We start from the raw sequence: 24,788 nt of genomic DNA, 5'->3' as shown, positions 1-24,788 counted from the left end.
GGTTTAACCTCCCGCAACTGGTGATAATAAAACCAAAGTACATGGCTCACTTAAGGTAGCTTGTCTGGTGATAACATTGTCACCAATCGCACATGCACATTTTTCCATGGCTTTTATAGATTCTGGATGTAATGAAACAATTTCATCTAATACATCTTTAACCAAAATATGGCTAGGACAAACTAGCGAAAGATTTTCAGGTAGCAATTTTTCAATTGCACCAAATGCTTCGACTTTAATTTGAATAGATTGTTGCATTTATCCCCCAAGCATATGCATGCTGATTTTACGGGTTTGTTGATGTTGTAAGGCATGGAAACCTTTGGCTTTGTGCCAGATATAAGGATGAACCAAATGATTTAAATTTTGGACCGTCATATCGTATTCTGGCGTGTGTTGTTTACTTACCAATGCTTCAAGCTGAGGCTTAATATTTAAGCCTTTCGGTGCAAACAAACAGTTATATAGTTCGCCTTTTGCTGTAATTCGTATGCGGTCACACTGATGACAAAATGAATGCGTAATTGTTGAAATAATTCCTAAATGGTAGCTACCGTTAATTAGATATTGACGCGCTGGCTCATGTTGCTGCTCGATGACTTGTACCGAATAATACAGTTGCAATACCTGTAAAATTTCAGCCTCGCTTACCACATCTTTATTTGACCAAAGTGCATCACCATCAAGCGGCATAAACTCGATAAAACGTAAAGGAATATGATTAGCAATTGACCACTTCACCATAGGTAAGATTTGATCATCATTTTTATCTTTCATTAATACGCAGTTAATTTTAAAAGGCAGTCCTGCATCTTTAGCAGCTTGAATACCCTCAAGAACTGGTTCTAACTTTTTCTTAGTAAGCTTTTTAAATTGAATTGAATCAAGACTATCTAAACTAATGTTTAAATCATCTAATCCCGCGTCTTTTAGTTGTTTAGCGTATTTTGCAAGGTAATGACCATTTGTAGTCATCGATATACGTTTTAAACCTAATGCTTTTAAGGCCTGCAAATCACGAACAAAATGAACAATGCCTTGACGCATTAATGGCTCACCACCCGTAATGCGAATACTCTCGATACCTTGCTGCACCATAAAATGACAAAATTGAAAGAGCGCTTCAAAACTAAGCAAGTCCTGTTTATTTAACCATTCTGGATGCTCAGGCATGCAATATACACACTTAAAATTACAGCGATCAGTTACAGAAATTCGTAACTTACGCTTGATACGCCCATATTGATCTTGCAGAAGGCTTGGCGCATTTTCAGAGTGATATTGTTTCATCATTTGCACTCATATCTAGAACATTTCAAATCTTGCGAGCACCGATTATGAACAATCAAATACAAAAAATTGCATCTTAATAGTGCTTTGATTTTTAATAGCAAAATTTGTTCCAGCTCTACTTATTTTCCATAATATTTAAATTTTTTATAGACTTTTCATCGCACTACCTTAAGAACAACTAAAAAATAAATCTCAAGTTAGCACGGTAAAATCTATGTTTTACTTGATTCTATTTCTAACACTTTTCTAGACGGATGGGTACATATTTATGGTACGGCGTTTTCGACAATGGATCACAATGTTCAGCAGAAATAAGTAAGTTTAATTGTGGCCCAATCGGTGCTCCATTCTGAAAGCGCATACCGTAGCCATGTGGCAGTGACACAACACCTCTTCTCATCCCATCATCTAACTCAATAGCTACCTGAATTTCTCCATGCTGTGAGATACATTTAAGCTGCTCTCCTGTATCTACATTTAAGTGCTTTGCATCTTCGGGATGAATACGTAGTGCACCTTCTGCATCTACTTTTCGCCAAGCAGGGTCACGGTAAATTTGGTTGGCGTTATAGCTACGGCGTTCACCTGACAAAAGGATGAAAGGAAACTCTTCAATATTAACGTTATGGCTTTTCAAGCTTGCGAGTTCACTTAACATCTCGGGAATTGCAAGACGTATTTTCTTATCTTTATAAGCCACCAGTTTCCAGACTTCATCATATTCATGTTGCGATAAAACCATACCTGAACGTTGCTTTAATATCTGCTCAAATACTTTGACACCTTGTGTTAATGGATTACCTTTATAACCTGCACGGCGTACTGCTTTGGTATGTAAAACAGCATATTGAATAGATAGCGGCAATAAAAAAGCAACTGAATCTGCAGAATTGCCAAGTCGTTTGCCAAGAGTTCGATAAATGATAGAGGCAGCAAAAGGGATATATTTTTTATGGCGTGCCAAGGTAAGTCCTAGCGCAGACAAGTAGGGTAAGTAGGCTGTTTTTTTCGAGTCGACCGCAGCTATTTTTTCTAAAATTGGAAAGCGTTTTGGAATCACCTGCATGGCTTCAAGTAATCGTGTATAAATTTCTGCCTCTGGCAAAGTATTCGCTTGAGCGGTCAATACAGGATGACGTAGGTGAAAACCATTTTTAGGAAACTCAAGATTAAAGCCAGTAAATTCCCATTTTTCAAACTGAGTATGCGCTGGCAAAATATAGTCTGCAAGTCTCGCGGTTTCTGTCATCGCAATATCAACTACAACCAATAAATCTAATGCTTTAAAGGCTTTTTCATAGGCAGGTGTATCAGGGTAAGTTAATAGTGGATTACAACTATCTACAAACACCGCACGAATTTGTTTTTCCCCTGCTTTTAGGATTTCATCGGGTAAAATATTAGGCGGGAAAAACCCTGAAATCGGGAACATTTTATGATAAACGCTACGTCGATATTTTGGTTTTCTTTCATCTGTATCACTTAAAATTGGAATAAACATGGTATGCAAATTATTGGTACCCTGTTTTCCAAAGTTCCCTGTCAGCAAGTATAAAAGCTTTTCTAAATAACCATTTAATGTTGTATTCAAAGTATGTTGAATACCTAAATCGATACGTACACAGCCTCTTTTTGCCTTGGCAAAATCTCGAACAATCTGATAAATCAAATCAATAGGTACATCAGCTTTAGCAATATAGTCTTCAATCGGGACATGGTTAAATGCAGCTTTTACTTCTTCAAACCCATGTGTGTGCTGCTCAATAAATGCTGTATCATAAAGTTTTTCTTTAATAATGATCGCAATCATGGCCGACATTAAAAAAGCATCTGTTCCCGGTTTTAACTGTACGTGAATGTCTGCTTGTTTTGCCGTTTCGGTAACACGCGGGTCGAACACCACCATGGTTCGGTTCGGATCTTTCTTAATATGTTTTAGCGTGTCTCGTGCGTTAGGAATACCGTGTGCTTGAAATGGATTTGTTCCAATAAAAAGTACGTAATCTGCATGTTCAACATCTTCTGTCGTATGGCAAGCCTGACTACCGAACAGGCGGCCATTGAGCCAGAAATCACCTGTTTTTTCTTGGGCAAGTGAGTTATATGCATAATAACTTTTCATAGCCAATAAAAGTTGTCGACCATAAGCTGCACCGAGGTGGTTACCCTGACCACCGCCCCCAACAGAGGCAAAAGCTGTACCTCCAAAATTATCTCTAATCTGAACCAATTGATCGGCAATTTCTTGTATAGCCACGTCCCAACTAATTTCTTGAAATGAGCCATCTGGCTGGCGTTTTAAAGGTGCGGTTAAACGGTCTGCATGTTTCTGGTAATGCTGTAATCTTGCGGCTTTTTGGCAAATGTAACCTTGAGAAAATGGATGCTCAGGATTACCTTTAATTTTGACAAATTGGTTATCTTTAATTTCTACGCTCAAACCGCAGTTTCTTGAACATAAAATACATGCGGTCACATCTGTTTTACTTTGCTGAGCTGCGTCCATCATTTTTCTGGCTCCGTTTATTTTTATACATCTGGCTAGAATGAAAATAACAAGTTCCAAAATAGAACTTAAATTCTAAACAGTCAATAACTCAAAATTTAAAAAATGATTTCAGATTATCAATGTAAATTTTAAATCGATATGATTGAAGTTCTAATTTGTCGAAAAAATCTCTTTAAATGCTTTAATTTGTTTGTATTGTTGAAGTTCATCTAAAGAATTAATGCTATGGAAAAATAAGTTTTGCTTTTGAAATATAGCGACTTGCGCATGCAAAAGCTTAAAGCATTCTTTCAAACTTAATCGTTGCTTTTCAATTTGCTCCGTTATGGTGATGAGACTTTCACGTTTTAACAAACAAAATGGGTATAAAGCATCTCCATTAATTGAAACGTAAGCTGCCTGAGCCTGTTTATTTTTCCGAAGAGCGCTGTGTAATTTTGCAACGACTTGCGTAGGTATGTAGGTCACATCACAAGGGATAAACAAAACATAATCTGCTTTTACATGTGACCATGCACTTTTCATCCCCATCAGTGGACCAAAAAAACCGGAAGCATCATCTTGAAAACACTTAATATCGGGCACAATACTTTGATAGATTGAATAGTCACGATGACTATTCACCCAAATTTCAGATACAGATGACTTTAGTTTTTGATGAATTTTGAGTAGTTGCGTATCGCCATCGAATTGCTGCAACAGCTTATTTAAACCATTCATACGGCGGGCTTGTCCACCTGCCAGAATGACCAAATCAGTTACGGGATATCCCTTATTCACACTTCCACCTCTTGCTGGCAAGCTTTAATCAAGCCTCGGATTTCAGGTAAACATGATCCACAATTGCCACCAGCTTTTAAACAAGCAGTGACCTGTTTTTCATGGATAATGCTTTGTGTTTTTATTGCTTCGATAATTTTATTCTTACCTACTTTAAAACAACTACACACCAAAGGCCCATCATTATTGGTAGCCGACATTGGCATACCTGCTAGTAAAGCTTTACGGTGCAAGGCGCTTAAACGCTCTCGTTTAAACAGACTCGCTACCCAGTCACGGTCTGGCAATAAATCTGGAGGTGCGATATATAGACTTGCAATTACAATGCCATCTTTCAAAATAACGCTATGGCTCAGTTGTGACGAAATATCTTCTATGCTCAACCATTCAAAGGTTTCATCGGCAAATGGTAAAAAGCTTTTCAGATTCTTTTGAGTATTATGAAAAGTTTGGCGGTCTGCAAGTTCATAGCGGCTGGTTTTCACCATTTTGACTTTAGTCCACCATGCACAGTGATGTAGCGATTCTTGAATATGCGAATCGTATCCTTCACGAATATAGAGCACACCTTGCCAAGTGGTATAGAACGGCTGAATGGTCACAGGCGTATGTTTGAACTCTGGTTCACCTGAAATGGCATCGACTTCTGGGTTAACCACTTTGCCAATACGGGCATCGGACGCAACTTGTTCAGTCCAGTGAATTGGTGCAAAAATTTGCCCACGACGCACACCCGATGAGAAGGTCACACGTAGTACACAACTACCCCATTTCGAACGAACTTCTACTAAGCCTTGATCACGTACACCAAACTTCAAGGCATCACTTGGGTGAATCTCACAGAATGGTTCAGCACGATGACTGGTCAGATTTGGTGACAAGCCAGTACGCGTCATGGTGTGCCATTGGTCACGAATACGCCCTGTATTTAAAATGAGCGGATAATCTTCTGAAACTGCATGAACTGGATCAATTACAACAGTTGGAATCAGTTTTGCCTTGGCATTTTTATGACTAAACTGCCCTTTCCCAAACAATTGTTGAACGGCTTTAGCGTCTTGGTTTTTATTCCACACTGGCCATTGCACTGGTTGCAGAGCATCGTACTCAGCATTACTTAGGTTCATTAAACCTTTTAGATTGAAATAACGGAAATTATTACTTTCTGCACGAGCATTTATGTCTGCATTGTCTTGTGCAGATAACGCTGCATGCTCATTGAAAATATCAACAGCACTGGTAAATTCAAAACCATCGAAGCCTAATTTTTTCGCGACTTGACTCACTGACCACCAGTCTGCTTTTGCTTCACCCGGCGCAGGTAAAAATGCACGCTGACGTGAAATACGACGCTCAGAGTTGGTCACAGTTCCATCTTTTTCACCCCAACCTAAAGCTGGAAGCAAAATATCAGCGTAAGCCGTAGTATCCGTATCGGCACAGATATCTGACATAACGACCAATTCGCATTTCTCTAAAGCACGTTTCACCTGATCGGCATCTGGTAAACTTACCACTGGATTGGTCGCCATAATCCAGATGGCTTTAATTTTTCCAGCTTCAACAGCACGGAACAAATCAACTGCTTTTAAGCCAGCTTGAGTCGCAATAAATGGACTATCCCAAAAGGTCTGCACTACTTTTTGATGTAGTGGATTATCTAAGTCCATATGCGCTGCCAGCATATTGGCTAGGCCACCCACTTCTCGGCCTCCCATAGCATTGGGCTGACCTGTCATCGAAAATGGTGCAGCGCCGAGCTTACCAATTTTTCCAGTCAATAAATGGCAGTTAATAATGCTATTGGCTTTATTTACACCCTGACTTGATTGATTCACACCCATTGAAAATAGGGTGACTACTTTTTCAGTCTGTGCAAACTTTTTAAAAAACTGTTGCAGCTTATCGAGTGCAATTCCTGTACGCTTTGCCACATGTTCAATATCAGTTTCTGGCTGACTACTTGCCAAAACCTCTTGCAAACCTTCCGTGTAAGCCTCTACAAACGCCTGATCGGCATGACCTTTTTGATATAGATATTGAAATAAACCATTAAATAAAGCGACATCTTGACCCGGTAAGATCGGCAAATGCAAATCCGCTTGCTCACAAGTACTGGTAAACCGTGGGTCAATTACCACCACAAACATATCGGGATTGTGGTTTTTAGCCTGCATAATCCGCTGATACAGCACAGGATGGCACCATGCGATATTGGAACCCACCAAAACCACCATGTCTGCATGTTCAAAATCTTCATAGCTTGCTGGGACAATATCTTCACCAAAACTACGTTTATGCCCCGCAACAGCCGATGACATGCAAAGGCGTGAGTTGGTGTCGATATTTGCAGTGCCCAAATAACCTTTTACAAACTTGTTCACCACATAATAATCTTCAGTCAAAAGCTGACCAGAAACATAAAATGCAATGCTGTCACGACCATATTGATCGATACAAGATTGGAATTTATCGGCAATTTTATTAATTGCTGCATCCCATGTGGTTACTACCCGATCAGCTTTGCGCCCGATCATTGGTTGTAAAACACGTGTTTCTAACCCTAAAGTATCCGCAAGTCGGCTACCTTTGATACATAAGCGTCCAAAGTTGGAAGGATGCTCAACATCCCCCTCAACTTGCACCACAGGTCCTTGAGGTTTTTGTTGAACGGTTACACTAACACCACAACCCACACCACAATATGGACATGTTGTTTTAGTTGTTTTTGCAACATGGTCGGAGCTATCGATTTCAACGCTTGGAATACTATTCATAACTGCTCCTTTCCCTATTTAGCCTGCTTTTTTTAATGCAAAATCTCGACCAAATAGCAGCTTATTTCTAAATGAAGAAACAGGTGTTTGGTCTGCAATTAACTCTGCATACCACATGCCATCTTCAGTATCTCCAAACAATACTGCACCGATTACCCGATCGCTTTGAATGATAATACGCTTATAAATCTGGCGTTTTTCATCGTTTAAAATAATGTCTTCATAATCATCTTTCGGTTCAAAATTGCCTGCCGAGAATACATCGACACCACTGACTTTTAACTGAGTCGGCACAGTGGGTGCTTTAAAAGTTAAGCTGCCGTGTTCAGCCAAATGGGTCGCGCAAATAAAAGCTTGCCCCCACAGTGGTTCAACCAAACCAAAAGTTTGACCACGGTGCTCAATACACTCACCCACAGCATAAATACTTGGGTCAAATGTTTGCATGGTGTCATTCACCAACACACCACGATTACAACGTAGACCAGCACTTTGGGCCAAAGTAATATTCGGGCGGATACCTACAGCAAACACCACAAGGTCAGCATCTAACACTGTGCCATCTTTCAAACGGATTTGTTTGACATGACCGTTTTCATCACCAATTAACGCTTCTGTATTTGCTTCGGTAATAATGTTAATACCTTTTTGCTCAATGCTATTACGCAGTAACTGACTTGCACGCCCATCAAGTTGACGCTCCATAATGCGGTCCATCAAATGCAATACTGTCACATTCATACCGCGTTGTTTTAAACCGTAGGCTGCTTCTAAACCGAGTAAACCACCACCAATCACGACTGCATTAGTTTTTGAACCGCAGTACTCAATCATGGTGTTAACGTCATAAATATCACGGAAAGTTAACACCCCTTTTAAGTTGACACCTTGAACTGGTGGAATAAACGGAGCCGAACCTGTTGCCAAAATCAAACGATCATAATCAACAGTTTGCCCTTTTTCGGTGTAAACCACTTTACGTGGACGATCAATTTTTACCGCTTTATCACCAGCAATAAATTTAATGCCTTTATCGTCGTACCACTTTGGTGGATGCAGCATAATATCTTCAATGGTTTTTTCACCCGATAAAACCGGAGACAACATAATACGGTTATAGTTACCCCAAGGTTCTTCACCAATCACCGTGACTTCATAACGATCTGGTGCCATATCAAGTAAATCTTCTAGACAACGCATTCCTGCTAAACCATTCCCGATCAGCACCAGTTTAAGTTTGTCTTGTGATACACCTGTATTGGTAATATAAGTTTTTTGCGGCACTGCATTGACCCAAACACGGCCATCAACAATTTTGCTCGGATAAACCGCCAATTTTTGGTCTTTATCTTCTAAACAACGGCCCGTAGCTAAACTGAAATGTTGTTTATAGATTGGAGATGCAACGACGCGTTCGCCTTGTAAATCACCAATAATCCCGCGGCTCATCACATTCGCTTGGCTAAACGGATCTTTATTGCTCAGCACGTAAACACGTTTTTCATGCCCCACACGAAAGATTGCAACAGCTTGACCGCCCACTAGAGCTCCTGCACCAGTGTTTGGGGTTAAATCATCGAGGGCGCAAACATCAATCCATTGATCATCAGGAAGCATATTTTTGTCTTGTACAATATTCATATAAGTTCTCCTTTATGCTTCAACCATTGGAATACGGTCTACTGAACGTTCAGCTTCGGTTAATGGACGGATTTGACCACGTTCAGTTGTAAATTGAATGTGTGGATCGGCCTGCTCATTTGCACCTGCGTTGATATACGTTTGGAAGCGTTTACGAACTTCAGGGTTCTCGACAGCTGTACGCCATTCGTCTTGATATGTACCAATAATATGTTCCATACGACGTTCAAGCTCGGCAGCCAAACCAAGAGAATCATCAACAACTACAGATTTAAGATAATCTAGACCACCTTCCATGTTGTCGCGCCATACACTCGTACGTTGTAAACGGTCTGCGGTTTGAATGTAGAACATATAGAAACGGTCGATGTAACGGATGAGCGTTGCTTTATCAAGGTCAGATGCAAGTAACTCTGCATGACGTGGTTTCATACCACCGTTACCACAGACATAAAGGTTCCAACCTTTTTCGGTCGCGATAATACCCACGTCTTTACCTTGCGCTTCCGCACACTCACGTGTACAGCCAGACACTGCCATTTTTAATTTATGCGGTGAACGTAAACCTTTGTAGCGGTTTTCAAGTTCAATCGCTAAACCAACTGAATTGTCTACCCCGTAACGGCACCAAGTACTACCCACACAAGATTTCACGGTACGCAATGATTTACCGTAAGCATGACCAGACTCGAAGCCCGCAGCATTTAACTCTTCCCAAATGAATGGAAGCTCGTGAACTTGTGCACCAAACATATCAACACGTTGACCGCCAGTAATTTTGGTGTACAGGTTATATTTCTTCGCAATTTGGCCAATGGCAATCAAACCATCTGGAGTCACTTCACCACCAGCCATACGTGGTACAACTGAGTAAGAGCCATCTTTTTGGATGTTACCCAAGTAGTAGTCATTACTGTCTTGTAGACCTGCATGACTTGGCTCAAGGACGAAATCGTTCCAACAAGAAGCCAAGATATTTGCAGCAGTCGGTTTACAGATGTCACAACCCAAACCATGGCCGTGTTGGTGAATCAAGTCATCAAACGTTTTGATTTCATTGACACGTACCAAGTGATGTAGCTCTTGACGCGAGTACGGGAAATGTTCACAGATATGGTTATTTACAGTCACACCTTGACGTTGTAACTCTGACTTTAACACTTGAGTCACTAATGGTGCACAGCCACCACATGCAGTTGCTGCTTTGGTGCATTTCTTTAATGCACCTAAAGAGGTCGAACCATCGCTAATTGCTTGGCAGATGTCCGCTTTTGATACGTTGTTACATGAACAAATGGTCGCGCTGTCTGGAAGTAAATCGACTCCGCTACCACCAGATTTTCCTGCCGACTGCTCAAAGCCTGGCATGATTAAACTTTCAGGCACTTCCGGTAAAGCCAGACCATTTAACATCATTTGCAAAAGGTCGTTGTACTCTTTTGCATCGCCCACCAAAACCGCTCCCAGCAATTTGGTTTTATCCGCATTTACAACAATCTTTTTATAAACCAGCGCATGCTCATCTGCATAGAAGTAGCTTAATGCACCCGGAGTCATGGCATGCGCATCACCAACAGAAGCAACATCCACACCCATTAATTTCAACTTGGTGCTCATGTCCGCGCCAGCGAAGCAATGACACTCTTCATCTAAAATATGTTTTGCTGCAATACGTGCCATGTCATAGCCCGGTGCAACCAAGCCATAAATTTTATTTTGCCAAAGCGCACATTCACCAATAGCATAAATGTTGTTATCTGATGTTTGGCAATAATCATTAATGACAATACCACCACGCTCACCAATCGCCAGATCACTATTGCGTGCGAGCTCATCACGTGGGCGGATCCCCGCAGAGAATAAAATCACATCAGTTTCGAGTTCACTACCGTCGGCAAACTTCATCACATGAGTGGTATTTACACCAGACTCAATAGACTGAGTCGCTTTTTGTGTATGAACTTTTACACCGAGGTCTTCAATTTTACGGCGTAAAACCTTGCCCCCTAAGTCATCAATTTGAACTGCCATCAAACGTGGTGCAAACTCAACAACATGTGTTTCTAAATCTAAATCACGTAAAGCTTTTGCAGCTTCAAGTCCAAGCAAACCACCACCAATCACGACACCTGTTTTTGCATTAAGACTCGCTGCACGAATCGCGTCTAAGTCTTCAATCGTACGGTAAACAAAGCAGTTTTCACGGTCATTACCCGGAATTGGTGGAACAAATGCATATGAACCAGTCGCCAGTACCAATTTGTCATAACTAATCACATCACCATGATTGGTTGTTACAGTTTGTGCAGTCGTATCAATTGCAGTTGCTTTTGTATTAAGACGTAAGTCAATGCCATGAGCATCGGCAAAGTCAAAACGTGCTAAAGATAAATCTTTTGCCGATTTCCCAGAGAAATATTCTGTCAAATGCACGCGGTCATAGGCGATACGAGGTTCTTCCGCGAGAATAGTGATTTCCAGTTCATCATCTGCTTTTTCTAAAATGGCTTCGATGAATTTGTGGCCCACCATACCATGACCAATCATTACCAATTTCATAGTGTTTCTCCTCAAATCACGTTGCTTTTAAGCTGCGTTATTGCGTTCTCAAATAGACATTGTTTTTTTGCTTTGTGCTCTATCGAGAAATGAATCAAGCTCACATGGCATGTAGCTGCTTGAAACCAATTTTTTTCACTCGTTAACGACACCCAATGCACAGCAAAATCAAAAAAAGAAATAAAAAAAGCGAGCCCCCTTTTAGAGAAGGCTCGCATCGCTGGAACTGAAAAATTAAATAATTCAGATGTAACTTTTTTATGCAATAAAAATAAAGACATGACCTTCACTCCGACTGAACGTAACTTCTTTGTATGTGCGGTTGCACTCACAAACTCGATCAGAACGGACATCGTTGGCCGTCTTTAAAACTCATGGTCGTCTTCGACCTGTAATTAAGTAAGCACTTTGCATGCCAATTCTTTTTAAGATTAATATTAATAATTTTTTATTATTATTTTCAAATGTTTAAATTAAAACCTATTTTCATCTATAAAGAGTATTTAATTTTACCTGCACTATTACTGCTCCTCTATATGGTTTAAATAAAAATAAGTTTTGCCACAAAATGAATCGCAGTTTTGCACCAATATCGATCAAAACAACTTTTTAGCCTCCTAGATTGTCAACAACTCCTGATTTTTGGTTTAATTTTGGATGGCACTAATCTTGCTTAAAACTCAATAACAAAAAACGCGTCGAATTGGCGCATTTTCTTAGCCTGATTTTCTGAACTTATGCCAAAACTCAAAATAGCTCTTATCGATGATGATCATGCGCGAGCCGACTATATAAAAAATAGTTTGCTTGAAAATGACTTTGAAGTGGTGGCCTGCCTTACTTTGGATCACTTGAATATTTTTCGTCTTGAAGATTTACAAGCCGATGTCATCTTGCTCGACATGGATCATCCCCATCGTGACATTATTGAAAGTTGTGTGAGTAGCTATGACCTACCAACTGTTCTATTCACTAAAAATTCAGATAAAGACACCATCAAACAAGCCATCGATGCAGGTGTAACTGCTTATATTGTAGATGGCATAGATCCTACCCGCTTACATACCATTTTAGAAATCTCGATCGAGCAATATAAAAAGCACAAAAAACTCGAAGGTGATTTAAAAGAAGCTCAAACCAAACTTGCTGACCGTAAGGATGTTGAGAAAGCTAAAGTTCTACTCATGCAACTGCATGGCTTACCTGAAGAAACTGCATTTCAACTTCTTAGAAAAAATGCCATGAGCCACCGGATCACGATTGGAGAAATGGCACGCCGTTTACTTGACGCTCAAAAACTACTAAATGATCAACTAAAGGACGAATAAATGAGCACATTAGAAAAGACTCAATTGCAACTCGGCTATATTCCTTTACTTGATTGTCTTGCATTGCTTTGGGCAAAACAGCAAGGTTTTTTCGAAGAAGTCGGTTTAGATGTTACTTTAGTTAAAGAAGCATCATGGGCAAGTCTTCGAGACCGTTTAGCTTTTGGGCTATTAGATGCTGCCCACTGTTTATCTGCCATGCTACCTGCAGCAGCCGTGGGTGCAGACCAAATTGGTATTGCACTGCAAACCCCTCTTATTTTAAGTAAAAACCGTGCTTTTATTAGCTTAAGCCAAAAATTAACTCATCAACTGGCTATTCAAGAAAACGATAATGCACAAGCTACCGCCCAAAAAGTGACGAGCTATATTGAAGCAGATCATTCTTTGTCCTTAGCTCATGTATTTAAACATTCAATTCATCATTATTGTTTAAGAGAATGGCTTGCTTTGGGAGACTCAAAAATAGCTCAAACACTTAAGCTCAAAGCCCTTCCACCACCGTATATGGTCGAAGCTTTAGATAATCATGTCATTGATGGTTTTTGTGTAGGAGAACCGTGGAATACACAGGGCGAACTTTTAGGCTTAAGTAAAATCGTATGTTCAAGTCAAGACATTATTCCCAATGTGGCAGATAAAGTTCTTGCAGTAACTCAAGAATGGGCTGAACAACATCCTCAAACTTTAATTGCACTCACCACAGCAATTATAAAAGCTCAAAAGGAATTGAGTGATTTGAAAGACTTTTCACCTGTCTTAAAGTTGTTGGTCGATTTTGGAATTGTCCGCTTTCACTGTTCTGAAGAAGTACATGTCGATAAATACTATATGATTCAAAATATTGTAAAAAACTTAGTTAAAGAAAATGCTGCCCCACAACCTAAAGATTTCCATTGGCTATTTGAACAAATGCAAAAGTGGGATGAACTTCAAATTGACCAAGCACAAATCACAAGCTTGGGTGCTCAATGCATTAATCTTGAGGCTTATGAACAAGCCAAACAGCGATATTCTTCATAAGCTATCTAAGAGTCAAATCAGCATAAAAAAAGCTGTCTTTTATAAAAAAGACAGCTTGAAAGACCCATAAGACAAAATGCGAAACACGCATTACTATATTTTCCAGGCTCAACTGATCCATTGAAAATATAGCGCTTATGGAAATGATCATATCTGTCTAAACATATCATTTTCAGACATTTTCATATCAATAACTGACAATTCATTACTTTTACATCCTTTTCATAATTTCGACGAACAACCAGAACTACCCTAGATATCTGTGCATAATTTTGTTAACTTGATTATGTTACAAATTCAAAATATGAATTTTGAGTTGATGAATTTGGGGGGATGAAATAATGAGAGAGATCTCACACCGCGAAGTTTATGCACTGGTTGATATTAACAATTGTTATGTCAGCTGTGAGCGACTTTTCAACCCCAAACTCATTGATAAACCTGTAGTTGTTTTATCTAACAACGATGGTTGTGTTGTGTCACGTAGTGAAGAAGCAAAACTTTTAGGTATTAAGATGGGAGTACCGTGGTTTCAAATTGAGAAAGATGCCGTGCAAGCTGGTGTTCAAGTCTATTCAAGCAACTACACTTTATATGCCGAGATGTCCCGTCGTTTTTTTGCTGTTCTCGGTGAATTTTTCTCTCCAGATGATATAGAAGCTTACTCTATAGATGAGTGCTTTATTCATCTCACTCCTTACCTTCAATCTATTGATATATCTGACTACTGCTTTAAGGTGAAAGAGACTCTCCTCCAATGGTTAGGTCTACCTTGTTGTATTGGAATTGGATATTCAAAAACACAAGCAAAACTTGCCAATCATTTTGCCAAGAAAATTAAAAGTTTTAAGGGAATCTGTAATTTCATCACCTTAGATCCATTAATTACGGAAGACCTCATGCAACAGACATCGGTCAAAGAAGTATGGGGAATTGGTTATCAACTGGTCAAACAACTACAAAGTTATGAAGTATATTCATGCCTAGACTTAACTTTTGCCAATGAACACCATATGGCAAAGGCATTTTCTGTGGTCATGGCACGCACTATTCGTGAGCTAAAAGGCCAATCATGTATTGAACTTGACGATCCTAGTATTCCAACTAAACGGATTTTAGCGTCACGAAGTTTTGCTCAAGCTTTATCCAGTATCGAGATTATTAAACAAGCACTTATTTTTCATCTTAATCGAGCGCATCGCCGCTTAATGAAACAAGAACAACTTTGTGCCTGCATTCAAGTCATGCTTTATGAGAAAACCGATAAGCCACCTTATAAAAAAGCCACTTCTCAGGCCATTGGTCTTCACTATGCAACAGATGACTTATGCATAATCACGAAAGCAGCAATGCATCAAATTGATGTTTTATATAAAGAAAATAAAAATTATATAAAAATTGGAGTATTATTTTGTGGTCTACACGCGCGTCAACAACATATTGATGATTTATGGCAACCTTTGGAACTTATTCATCAAAGACAACAATTAATGGAAACTTTAGGTACAGTTCATAAGCGTTTTGGTAGTCATTATTTACAAGTGGGATATCACTCGCGCAATCCATCTTGGCAAATGAAACAATGCCATCGCTCAAAAAACTACCTAACTCGCTGGAATGAAATGTTAACAATTGAAGATGCCCATACCGTCGTTACACAAAATACATGAACTGTTTTTGTCAATTCGGTTTAAAATGAGCCTTGTTAAATTACTTGAAATTTTGTCATTTTTTAACATTGCTAATTCGTCGCAAAATTTACAATATATAAGCCGAATTTGGTGTACCCTTTCTGCGACAATTAAAAGAAATTATAAAAAACTTGTAGAAACATATGCCATAATAAGCAAACTTTGCAGACATCTTGCAAAGACTATTTGCAACTTTAGAGCTGGAGCAATCTGAATGAGTTCGACCATTTTGGTAATTCATGGACCGAATTTGAATTTGCTGGGAAAACGCGAACCAGAAGTATATGGTCATCTTACCCTAGACAATATCAACCAACAACTTATTGCTCAAGCTAAACAAGCCTCTATTACACTCGATACTTTTCAAAGCAATTGGGAAGGTGCCATTGTTGACCGTATTCATCAGGCACAAACTGAAGGCGTAAAACTTATTATTATTAACCCTGCTGCTCTTACTCATACCTCAGTTGCTTTACGTGATGCTCTACTTGGCGTTGCCATTCCATTTATTGAAGTGCATTTGTCAAATGTTCACGCACGTGAAGCGTTTAGACACCACTCTTATTTATCAGACAAAGCAATTGGCGTGATTTGTGGTCTAGGTGCAAAAGGTTATAGCTTTGCACTCGATTACGCCATTAAAAAAATTCAACCATCTAACCCAAACTAGTTCAGGAATAGTCGCCCATGGATATCCGCAAAATTAAAAAACTCATCGATTTAATGATTGAGTCTGACTTGCAAGCGATTGAAGTTAAAGAAGGTGATCAATCAATCGCTTTAACTCGTCGTAATCCTGTCGTTGCTGCGGCTGGTGTAGCACTTCCAGCAGCTCCTGTTGCTGAAGCACCTGTTGCAAAAACCCCACGTGGAGCAGTTGAAACTTCTCCTATGGTTGGTGTGTTCTATGCTGCTCCAAGCCCAGGTGAAGCACCATTTGTTAAAGTAGGTCAAACTGTATCTGCTGGTGAGACTTTGGGTATTATCGAAGCAATGAAAATCATGAACCCGATTGAAGCAACTCAAAGCGGCGTGATTGAAGAAATTTTAGTGAAAAATGGTGATGTGATCCAATTCGGTCAACCTTTATTCCGTTATCGCGCGTAATACCCCGGGGACAACTATGTTGCAAAAAGTTTTAATTGCAAACCGTGGTGAAATCGCTTTACGAATTACCCGGGCTTGCAAAACATTAGGAATCAAAACTGTCGGTATCTATTCAGATGCAGATAAAGATTTGATGCATTTACGTTTCGTTGATGAAGCAGTATGTATTGGTCCGGGTGCAAGTAGTGACAGCTATTTAAACATCCCAGCAATTATTACTGCTGCAGAAATTACTGGTGCTGATGCAATTCACCCAGGCTATGGCTTTCTTTCAGAAAATGCTGAGTTTGCCGAAATTGTAGAAAGCTCCGGTTTCACATTCATTGGCCCTCGCCCAGAACATATTCGTTTAATGGGTAACAAGGTTTCTGCAATTGTTGCAATGAAAAAAGCTGGTGTACCTACAGTACCTGGTTGCGACCATGCTGTAACTATCCACAACGCTTTAGCAGAAGCTAAAGAAATCGGTTTCCCGCTCATTGTTAAAGCGGCAGCTGGTGGTGGTGGTCGTGGTATGCGTATTGTTGAGCGCGTAGATACATTACTTGAGTCAGTTCAAGCGGCTCAACGTGATGCAGAAATGTGGTTCGGTGATGACACCGTATACATGGAACGCTTCTTACAAAAACCTCGCCATGTCGAAGTTCAAGTTTTAGGTGATGGTAATGGTCATGCGATTCATTTATATGATCGCGACTGTTCATTACAACGTCGTCATCAAAAAGTTTTAGAAGAAGCTCCTGCTCCAAATCTACCAGAAAAAGCACGTGCTGATATTTTAGAAGCTTGTGTTAACGCATGTCAGTTAATGCAATATCGTGGTGCTGGTACATTTGAGTTCTTGTTCGAAGATGGTGAATTCTTCTTTATCGAAATGAACACTCGTGTTCAGGTTGAGCACCCTGTAACTGAAATGGTTACTGGTGTTGATATCATTGAGCAACAATTACGTATTGCAGCTGGTTTGGGTCTAGAGCTTCAACAAAAAGATATTGAAGTTCGTGGTCATGCTATTGAATGTCGTATTAATGCAGAAGATCCAACAACTTTCTTACCTTCACCAGGTAAAATTGAGAGCTTCTATGCGCCAGGCGGTGCAGGTATTCGTTTAGATTCTCATATCTATCCTGGATATAGTATTCCTCCATACTACGACTCAATGATTGCAAAATTAATTTCTCATGGTAAAGATCGCGAAACTTCGCTTGCTCGTATGCGTCAAGCGTTAGACGAAATGATTCTTACTGGAATTAAAACCAACATTCCTTTGCATAAAGATCTTATCTTGCAAGACAAAAGCTTCTGTGAACAGGCAATGGACATCCATTACCTTGAAAAGCACTTGTTGAAGCAATTGGAAGAAAAGAAGAAAGCTGAAACTGCATAACATGCATAATAAAAAAGCCTCTTAAATAAGAGGCTTTTTTATATCTATTTAGATTTATGGCAACATTCGACGTAAAGTTGCAAAACATTGCTCACCTTTAGCAGTTGAGCAGAAATTAATAGTATGGTCATTTTTCCACTGCACAAAATATTGGGAAACATCACCAGTCTGATCTTGCTGCTGACCAGAGCAATCTACTTTATTATTATCAAACTTAATCTGCATAACTAAAGCAGATAACTGCTCTTTAGGGTCATCAGATGGCTGGTATTCATAAATACCATATGACCATTCCTCACCACTTTTGATCACTACATCATTACTACTGCGGAAGTTATAGTACTCTACACATTTCTTATTATTTGGAATCTCCATTCCCCATAATCCCATAATCTCAGGACGCGTAACAATACGTATAGCATTAGGATTACTTGCAGTTCGAACAGGCTGTTCAGCAGGTTGTTGCGTTGCTGTTTCAGCCATAGCAAAACCAGAAAAAGCTAATAATAATCCCATAATATAAATATTTTTCATAGATTTATTAATCATTAAACGCATGAGTTTAAGTTAGCACATTTTTTTAGAAAAACATTGCTTCATAACCATATAAAAACAATATTTTTCAACCGTAACGAATAGATACTTTCCATAAAACAATTTAGCCGCTTAACCACGTAATTTTAACAATGTTAGTGATGTTTCGATTAAGAAGCTGGCTTTTCAATTTGTTTAGGTAACCAAAATACAAAACATAAACCGAATAGCACAATGAGCGCAGCAATCATAAAAATATGCTCACCCGTCAGAGTTTTCCAATAATGACCCGCTAAAATACTTCCAAATGCCACTCCCAATCCCCACATGGTACTGTATAAAGCCTGTCCACGACCTTGCTGTCCTATTGAAAAGTTTTGGAAAATAAGCCGCATTGCAATAAGGTGAAATAGACCAAAACTAAAAGCATGTAAACATTGTGCAAATAGCTGACCTATAAAGTAATGAGAAAAGAGAGCTACTAGCAACCAACGTATGCTGGTTAAAACCAAACATATAGCAACAAGACTACGCCAAGAAAAATATTTGAAGAAAGTAGCCGCACATGCAAACATTACGATTTCAGAGACAACCCCCATTGCCCATAAGAAGCCAATTTCAGTCGTACTGTAATTTAAAGATTTTAGAAAGTTACTATAAAAACTATAAAAAGGTGCATGCGAAAAAAGGAGAATAAATTCGATTGTAAAAAAAGCAGCAACTTCAGGACGCTTTAACACAGGTAATAAAGGCTCTAAATGCTTTTGAGAAGTTGGAGCTCCCTCAGGCTCACGAATAGTGAAAGCCCAAATAAAAGCAAGTGAAGCAATAACAAGCAATAAAATAGGCAACATAGAAATTGGAATAATTTCTAAAATGGCACCTATAGTAAATACACCTACAATAAATCCAACTGATCCCCATTTTCGAATCTTCCCATAGAGTTTTGCTCTTTGATCACCTAACCAAAATAAGGTTACCCCCTCAAACTGAGCTAAAATTGCATTTTGGAAAAAACTAAAAATAAGCATGAGTAAAGCGACAGATTGAAAGGTATTAGGAACTATAAAAATAGCCAACCATATACAGGCTTCCATCCAAGTTGCCAGTCGCACCAAAAGCATTCTTTTACCAGATTTATCTGCGATCCACCCCCAAACTAAAGGTGCAAAAAATCGTGTCACAATCGCAATAGATGATAAAATCCCGATTTGCTGATAATTAAACCCTTGATCTTGAAGATATAAATTCCAATACGGCATGAATGTACCAACAATGGAATAATAGAAAAAATAGAATCCACCAAGTCTGGTTTGGATTGTAAGTGATGGGAGCAAGTAATAAACCTTTGTATTTTCAATAGGTTAAAATTTTAGATGGTTGCATATGTATATCTACATTTACCCTCACTTGTAGTTCAACAGTCTACAAACTTAATTTTAAACATTTTGTAGACTGTGCATTAGTTAGACAAAGTAGATATCAACTTACCGACTGTCGCAATTCTATCATTTACATAAAAAACTCATAGCGTTATTCATAATAGAAGATATGGAATTACAAGATTTTCATTTAATAAATATTGATTAAATCTTGTCTTAATTTTCATAAATAAGTGTTTGTCCATCATCGGGTACTTGTACACGGTCAACTACATTCATTCCATGCAGAATTTGCTTTATCTCATCTCGTTTTACAGGACAGTGATTTAATGCTTCAAGATGATTAGCAATAATATATTTAGGCGAAAGCTCAATAAATTCGCGTACTTCATCTTTCGACATAAGAATCGGCTGCCCCACATCCATTTGCGCTTGTCCCGCAGCAACTACCGCAATATCAGGTCGGAATTTAAGTAAGGCATTTTTAACATCATGAGTAAGTACGGTATCACCACTAATATATAAAGAAGGTTCATTTGGCAATTCTAAATAGAAGCCACAACCATTCGCCATCAATTTACTAATCCAGCCATGCCCATGGTGCGCCGGTATCGCGACCAATCTTCCACCTAAAAACTCGATTTTTTTCCAGTAATCAATACCTGCCTGAACATTTATCCCATATTTAGATAAATACGACACATCATTTTGAAAGGAATAAACAGGAATTTGCTTTTGAACAAGAAAGTCCTCGCCCTTTTGATCTAGATGATCAGTATGTTGAAATGCTTTTATTCCAAAAGTTTGGCTATGAGTAATTAAACAATGAGTAACTTTGTTTAATAATTCTTGGGCATTCAAAGGTAGATCAACTAAAGGATTCTTTTTAGCCTTAAAGCGGATGTATGAAAAAGCAGGAAGCGAACCTTTATCACCCAACATAGGATCAATTAAAATAAAATAAGGGCCAGTTTCAATAATAAAAGTTGCACTTCGCAAATGATGAATTTTCATAGCTATATAAATTGTTTAATTATATAAAATGCAATTATAAACTATTAGGTTAGTAGAAATTTAATAGCTGATAAGTTATTTCTATTAGTCGTTTGATCAATCTATTGCTTAAGCCATCCACCATAAAGATATCTGAATATCTTTTTGCCTTAACTGACTATAGTCAATCTTATCCAATTTTCATAAAAATCATGATAACAAAACCTTATATCAGCCATCTAATCTACTTAGTTAAAAAAACATTTTTTACAATAACTTAGATACATAGAATAATCTCATCCCTTAATTATTTTAAAATTTAAGAATAAAATAGCTATACTTCACACCAAAGTTTGTTCGACATCTTTCACAATGCCTCATCCCCCTAGCTTTTGGCGTAGTCTTTTTCGTCTTGTGCATATTTATGCTGGTATTTTTATTGCCCCATTTATATTCATTGCGGCATTTACAGGTCTTCTATATGCAATTACTCCTCAGATAGAACAATCTATCTATAAAAATGCACTATATGTTCAGCCTTTAAATAAAGATATGCGCCCCATAAGCCAACAGGTTGAGGCAGCTAAAAAAGCGATGCCCGAATCTGCACAAATTACAGAAGTTAGGCCAGCTCCAAGCTCCACACAAACAACACGAGTTATTTTTTCTGATAACGCTCATCATTTAAATAATGAAGCTGTTTTTGTAGACCCTTATACACTCTCTATAAAAGGTCAACTTGCAGTATATGGGACCAGTGGAGTACTTCCATTTCGTACCTTCTTAGATCAACTGCATAGTAATTTATTATTAGGGAAATGGGGTCGTTTTTATAGTGAGCTTGCAGCAAGCTGGCTGGGCATTTTAACCCTAACGGGCCTATATAGCTGGTGGAAGCGTCGTCAAAATTTTAAAATCAGACAGACATCTAAAAATCGTTTATTAAAGTGGCATAGCTCTATCGGCTTGACTCTATTACCACTTTTATTGTTCATTTCGATTACTGGTCTTACATGGTCCCAATGGGCTGGCGATAATATTCGTATCGCTCGTCAATGGTTAAATTGGCAAACACCAACATTAGCCACAACTTTAAATAATGCTCCATTACCCCAAATGTCTCATGATGAGCATAAAGAACATCATGATATGGTCATGGAAACTTCGGATTTAGAGATCATGCCAACTGAATTCGACTCTGCATTAGCAATTGCTAGGGCAAATGGAATTCATTCAGCCCAAATACAAATCAAACCACCAGTTGATGCAAATCAGGCTTGGACTGTTACTGAACTACAGCGCAAATGGCCAACTCAAGCAGACAGTGTAGCGATTGATGTACATCAACATAAAGTCATCGACAAACTAGCTTTTAAAGATTACTCGTTATTTGCAAGACTTACACGCTGGGGAGTCGATGCTCATATTGGAGTGTTATTTGGATGGATCAATCAATTGATACTCGCCTTATATGCTCTTGGGCTATGTATCATGATTATTTATGCATATAAAGCTTGGTTTAAAACATCTAATTTAAAACTTACGACTAGCCATTTTGTTAGCCAAACTTTATTGGTCTGGAAGCGCGCAACCAATCAACAAAAAATATTAACTATACTTACTTTTACTATTTTAGGAATTAGTTTGCCTATTTTCGGATTTAGCTTATTAATCACACTGTTTATATTCCTAATACGAAAACAAAGCTCTCTACAAACTAAATAAGATTCTTAACAAACATACACTTACCCACTCACCATCTGCTTACTTTAAGTGAATAGTGAGTTGGCAGCCATTAGTAAGTCACTGTAACAACTATGCTATCTGAGTAGTTACCGGGCGTACTTGAAATAGCGGTTCCTTGCGGAATTTTTCCATATACATTTGAAATTTGACTAGTGCCAGATCCTGTCTTTGACACTCCACCAGAACCACCCACCGTTGTTGTACCACCTGTAGCATCCCACACTGTGCCATAAGCAGAATCTTTGTATAACTGATAAGGAATATATTGACTGCTTCCATTGGTCATACGTCTAAATCCACCGCTTATACGGTTATTGCCGTCCCCCAAATAAATGCTATAAGGTGTTCCATTGTTGCAAGTTGCATTAATCGCACCTTGAGCCGTGTAGTCACGACTTGTTGTACCAATATCACTAATATTGCCAAAATCGACATTTGATGTGGAATCTAGCTGACAGAAACTTGGTACTACATAGTTAGCTGTAATCGTCATATTACCCGAGTCCCAGCCACCGCCACTATCACCCTCACAAACACTGCTCGAATTTGCTTGCATGTCCCAAAATACTTGAACGGAGCCAATATAAGTCCCTACCGGATAGGCTGTTAAAGAGCCCGATCTTGCTGGAACTTTAATACTTACTGAGTAACTAATAATATTATTTGGTGCCACCGTAGTAACAGGACCATACCAAAAGTTTGAAGTTTGATTTGCAGTAGAAGAACCTGCTCCGCCTACCGTTGCAATAACCGTATAAGGTAATGAAACATTACTATTTGAAGTAGTTGCTCCAGTAAATACTGTCTTCATGCACATATATCTTGATATTTGAGCAGTATTCCCAACATTCGTACACCGAATAGTTCCAGTATAAGTAATGGTAGCGTCACTATTAATCGTTGCTGCTGTATAATTATAAGTACTATTTGTGGTTCCAGTTACCGTACAGCCAGCATGTGCTGAACTAAAAAAAGCATAAAGCACAAATAACAATAAACTAGCTAAAACATACTTTAAAGTAGATGAAAACTTTTTGGCTAGCATGTAGGAACTATGACTTACAATACTTATTGACATACATAAGGCCCCAATTTTTTAGCACTGTATTGCTGACTTTCGTAAGTGAAATTAACTTGACATGAACCATGATCAAGAAGGTCTATTTCAAGTTTATTTTGCTTTAATAGGTTTGGAACGAAGACCTCACCATCATAGCCCACTACCGCATCTTGTTGCCCATTAATTCGGACGCTATAACCCGGTAACAATGGCGAGTTATTTTTATCTACAACTTTGACTAATCCTGAAACAACTCGATGAGCACCAAAGTCAACTAAAGTTCCTTGGCGATAGCCCACAAGTGCTGTTCGATTGGTCGTTGTCACATCCCATTCCAGTGGTAAATAAGATGGGTCTAGATAGATATGATGAGATTGATACGGTCTTAAATTCGCAATTAAGAATCTTCCTGACTTATCTGTCTCTCCTAAATTTACTCCACCATTTATAATTTGGCTTTCCGGTCCAGCATTGGTGACAACAGCATAACCATCTCCAATTTCATTGGCTGCAAATATACGGCCTGCTGCTGCAACTAAAGATCCTGTCGCTGAAAGTGCAACTTGGTCATTATCTCCAATTCGGTTATAACGACCTGTCAGGTACGCAGCTCGTGCTCGATAAGATCCATAGACCGATGCATTGTTAGCATGTGCATCTTGATCCCGTTCAACATAACCACCCCATCCAAATGAACCAATTTGCGGATCTGTAAATCCATTGATTTCTTGTCTGTAGGTTGTTTTACCACTGTCATTAGATACACTTGTAATTGCATTGACTCTGGTAGATGGCGTATAGCGCAGCGCAAAGTAAATGCCATAGTCCTTATGGTTTTCATAATCCTTATATGCAGAACTATAAAAACCCCAGTTCTTGTTCAAACTTCCGCTTAAGTTGGCAGACAGTAACTTATACGAGTTATCACTGTATTTGATCTGGTTATAGCCGACATAAACACCATAACCTGTATAAAAG

At 38.8% G+C, this 24,788-nt stretch carries 21 protein-coding genes; 7 read left to right on the top strand and 14 right to left on the bottom strand.

Translation table 11 applies throughout. The annotated features are described in order from the left end of the window. Positions 1-3 precede the first annotated feature (3 nt). From ABFY81_RS00105 to ABFY81_RS00070, 8 genes are all read right to left on the bottom strand, one after another. Complete coding sequence (locus ABFY81_RS00105; protein WP_191010035.1) at positions 4-258, bottom strand: MoaD/ThiS family protein; 255 nt, start codon at positions 256-258, stop codon at positions 4-6. Beyond that, positions 259-1,299, bottom strand: a complete 1,041-nt coding sequence (gene moaA, locus ABFY81_RS00100) for a GTP 3',8-cyclase MoaA (protein WP_347912734.1) — start codon at positions 1,297-1,299, stop codon at positions 259-261. A 229-nt stretch (positions 1,300-1,528) separates the two neighbouring features. Next, positions 1,529-3,802 carry a molybdopterin-dependent oxidoreductase gene (locus tag ABFY81_RS00095; protein ID WP_347912733.1) on the bottom strand — a complete coding sequence of 758 codons (2,274 nt, stop codon included), beginning with the start codon at positions 3,800-3,802 and terminating at the stop codon, positions 1,529-1,531. Positions 3,803-3,952: 150 nt separating this feature from the next. Further along, positions 3,953-4,582, bottom strand: coding sequence for a molybdenum cofactor guanylyltransferase (locus ABFY81_RS00090; RefSeq protein ID WP_004701141.1), 630 nt, complete (start codon positions 4,580-4,582; stop codon positions 3,953-3,955). Beyond that, positions 4,579-7,359, bottom strand: coding sequence for a molybdopterin-dependent oxidoreductase (locus ABFY81_RS00085; protein WP_347912732.1), 2,781 nt, complete (start codon positions 7,357-7,359; stop codon positions 4,579-4,581). The genes ABFY81_RS00090 and ABFY81_RS00085 overlap by 4 nt, the downstream gene beginning before the upstream one ends. 18 nt (positions 7,360-7,377) lie before the next feature. Next, positions 7,378-9,000: a nitrite reductase small subunit NirD gene (gene nirD / locus ABFY81_RS00080; protein WP_347912731.1), complete on the bottom strand. Its 1,623-nt coding sequence runs from the start codon at positions 8,998-9,000 to the stop codon at positions 7,378-7,380. Between the two features lie 12 nt (positions 9,001-9,012). Continuing rightward, positions 9,013-11,559, bottom strand: a complete 2,547-nt coding sequence (gene nirB, locus ABFY81_RS00075; RefSeq protein ID WP_347912730.1) for a nitrite reductase large subunit NirB — start codon at positions 11,557-11,559, stop codon at positions 9,013-9,015. An 11-nt stretch (positions 11,560-11,570) separates the two neighbouring features. Beyond that, positions 11,571-11,912 (bottom strand): hypothetical protein, encoded by a 342-nt coding sequence (locus tag ABFY81_RS00070; protein ID WP_347912729.1) that lies wholly within the window; start codon positions 11,910-11,912, stop codon positions 11,571-11,573. Between the two features lie 384 nt (positions 11,913-12,296). Here ABFY81_RS00070 and ABFY81_RS00065 point away from each other — a divergent pair, with 384 nt between their 5' ends. Next, positions 12,297-12,887, top strand: a complete 591-nt coding sequence (locus ABFY81_RS00065; protein WP_004701132.1) for an ANTAR domain-containing protein — start codon at positions 12,297-12,299, stop codon at positions 12,885-12,887. Beyond that, positions 12,888-13,910, top strand: a complete 1,023-nt coding sequence (locus ABFY81_RS00060) for an ABC transporter substrate-binding protein (RefSeq protein WP_347912728.1) — start codon at positions 12,888-12,890, stop codon at positions 13,908-13,910. 1 nt (position 13,911) lies between these two features. On the opposite strand, the gene ABFY81_RS00055 is transcribed toward ABFY81_RS00060, so the two are convergent. Further along, positions 13,912-14,031, bottom strand: a complete 120-nt coding sequence (locus ABFY81_RS00055; RefSeq protein ID WP_081408021.1) for a hypothetical protein — start codon at positions 14,029-14,031, stop codon at positions 13,912-13,914. Positions 14,032-14,251: 220 nt separating this feature from the next. Between ABFY81_RS00055 and ABFY81_RS00050 the strand changes: the two genes are divergently transcribed. The 4 genes from ABFY81_RS00050 (at position 14,252) to accC (ending at position 18,095) form a co-directional block, all read left to right on the top strand. After that, complete coding sequence (locus ABFY81_RS00050; protein WP_347912727.1) at positions 14,252-15,580, top strand: Y-family DNA polymerase; 1,329 nt, start codon at positions 14,252-14,254, stop codon at positions 15,578-15,580. A 235-nt stretch (positions 15,581-15,815) separates the two neighbouring features. Continuing rightward, on the top strand, positions 15,816-16,271 hold the full coding sequence (gene aroQ, locus ABFY81_RS00045; RefSeq protein ID WP_347912726.1) for a type II 3-dehydroquinate dehydratase: 456 nt from the start codon (positions 15,816-15,818) through the stop codon (positions 16,269-16,271). Positions 16,272-16,288: 17 nt separating this feature from the next. Next, the gene (gene accB / locus ABFY81_RS00040; RefSeq protein ID WP_004701124.1) at positions 16,289-16,708 is read left to right on the top strand and encodes an acetyl-CoA carboxylase biotin carboxyl carrier protein; all 420 of its coding nucleotides are present in this window, start codon (positions 16,289-16,291) and stop codon (positions 16,706-16,708) included. Positions 16,709-16,724: 16 nt separating this feature from the next. Beyond that, positions 16,725-18,095 carry an acetyl-CoA carboxylase biotin carboxylase subunit gene (gene accC, locus ABFY81_RS00035; RefSeq protein ID WP_004701123.1) on the top strand — a complete coding sequence of 457 codons (1,371 nt, stop codon included), beginning with the start codon at positions 16,725-16,727 and terminating at the stop codon, positions 18,093-18,095. 54 nt (positions 18,096-18,149) lie between these two features. On the opposite strand, the gene ABFY81_RS00030 is transcribed toward accC, so the two are convergent. The 3 genes from ABFY81_RS00030 to ABFY81_RS00020 form a co-directional block, all read right to left on the bottom strand. After that, positions 18,150-18,653 (bottom strand): hypothetical protein, encoded by a 504-nt coding sequence (locus tag ABFY81_RS00030; protein ID WP_068933635.1) that lies wholly within the window; start codon positions 18,651-18,653, stop codon positions 18,150-18,152. Positions 18,654-18,799: 146 nt separating this feature from the next. Continuing rightward, a complete protein-coding gene (locus ABFY81_RS00025; RefSeq protein ID WP_347912725.1) occupies positions 18,800-19,966 on the bottom strand; it encodes an MFS transporter in 1,167 nt (388 codons plus the stop codon). A 261-nt stretch (positions 19,967-20,227) separates the two neighbouring features. After that, positions 20,228-21,025: an MBL fold metallo-hydrolase gene (locus tag ABFY81_RS00020; protein WP_347912724.1), complete on the bottom strand. Its 798-nt coding sequence runs from the start codon at positions 21,023-21,025 to the stop codon at positions 20,228-20,230. A gap of 351 nt (positions 21,026-21,376) precedes the next feature. Here ABFY81_RS00020 and ABFY81_RS00015 point away from each other — a divergent pair, with 351 nt between their 5' ends. Then, entirely contained in the window at positions 21,377-22,729 is a 1,353-nt protein-coding gene (locus ABFY81_RS00015) for a PepSY domain-containing protein (protein WP_347912723.1), read from the top strand. 70 nt (positions 22,730-22,799) lie between these two features. On the opposite strand, the gene ABFY81_RS00010 is transcribed toward ABFY81_RS00015, so the two are convergent. Continuing rightward, positions 22,800-23,828: a spore coat U domain-containing protein gene (locus ABFY81_RS00010; RefSeq protein WP_347912722.1), complete on the bottom strand. Its 1,029-nt coding sequence runs from the start codon at positions 23,826-23,828 to the stop codon at positions 22,800-22,802. Continuing rightward, the coding region (locus ABFY81_RS00005) for a fimbria/pilus outer membrane usher protein (RefSeq protein WP_347912721.1) at positions 23,819-24,788 on the bottom strand (970 nt) is incomplete at its 5' end. The genes ABFY81_RS00005 and ABFY81_RS00010, both read right to left, overlap by 10 nt.

The organism is Acinetobacter sp. WA-87 (genome assembly GCF_039938935.1).
GTDB classification, from domain to species: domain Bacteria; phylum Pseudomonadota; class Gammaproteobacteria; order Pseudomonadales; family Moraxellaceae; genus Acinetobacter; species Acinetobacter seifertii.
This window is presented reverse-complemented; position numbering and strand designations above follow the sequence as displayed.

Bases quoted from the DNA above. Each gene is read 5' to 3' on its own strand.
- ABFY81_RS00030 (WP_068933635.1), bottom strand. From the start codon at position 18,653: ATGCGTTTAATGATTAATAAATCTATGAAAAATATTTATATTATGGGA.
- ABFY81_RS00050 (WP_347912727.1), top strand. From the start codon at position 14,252: ATGAGAGAGATCTCACACCGCGAAGTTTATGCACTGGTTGATATTAAC.
- aroQ (WP_347912726.1), top strand. From the start codon at position 15,816: ATGAGTTCGACCATTTTGGTAATTCATGGACCGAATTTGAATTTGCTG.
- nirD (WP_347912731.1), bottom strand. From the start codon at position 9,000: ATGAATATTGTACAAGACAAAAATATGCTTCCTGATGATCAATGGATT.
- ABFY81_RS00055 (WP_081408021.1), bottom strand. From the start codon at position 14,031: ATGGATCAGTTGAGCCTGGAAAATATAGTAATGCGTGTTTCGCATTTT.
- ABFY81_RS00010 (WP_347912722.1), bottom strand. From the start codon at position 23,828: ATGTCAATAAGTATTGTAAGTCATAGTTCCTACATGCTAGCCAAAAAG.
- ABFY81_RS00020 (WP_347912724.1), bottom strand. From the start codon at position 21,025: ATGAAAATTCATCATTTGCGAAGTGCAACTTTTATTATTGAAACTGGC.
- ABFY81_RS00105 (WP_191010035.1), bottom strand. From the start codon at position 258: ATGCAACAATCTATTCAAATTAAAGTCGAAGCATTTGGTGCAATTGAA.
- ABFY81_RS00070 (WP_347912729.1), bottom strand. From the start codon at position 11,912: ATGTCCGTTCTGATCGAGTTTGTGAGTGCAACCGCACATACAAAGAAG.
- accC (WP_004701123.1), top strand. From the start codon at position 16,725: ATGTTGCAAAAAGTTTTAATTGCAAACCGTGGTGAAATCGCTTTACGA.
- ABFY81_RS00060 (WP_347912728.1), top strand. From the start codon at position 12,888: ATGAGCACATTAGAAAAGACTCAATTGCAACTCGGCTATATTCCTTTA.
- ABFY81_RS00085 (WP_347912732.1), bottom strand. From the start codon at position 7,359: ATGAATAGTATTCCAAGCGTTGAAATCGATAGCTCCGACCATGTTGCA.
- ABFY81_RS00065 (WP_004701132.1), top strand. From the start codon at position 12,297: ATGCCAAAACTCAAAATAGCTCTTATCGATGATGATCATGCGCGAGCC.
- ABFY81_RS00015 (WP_347912723.1), top strand. From the start codon at position 21,377: ATGCCTCATCCCCCTAGCTTTTGGCGTAGTCTTTTTCGTCTTGTGCAT.
- ABFY81_RS00095 (WP_347912733.1), bottom strand. From the start codon at position 3,802: ATGATGGACGCAGCTCAGCAAAGTAAAACAGATGTGACCGCATGTATT.
- nirB (WP_347912730.1), bottom strand. From the start codon at position 11,559: ATGAAATTGGTAATGATTGGTCATGGTATGGTGGGCCACAAATTCATC.
- accB (WP_004701124.1), top strand. From the start codon at position 16,289: ATGGATATCCGCAAAATTAAAAAACTCATCGATTTAATGATTGAGTCT.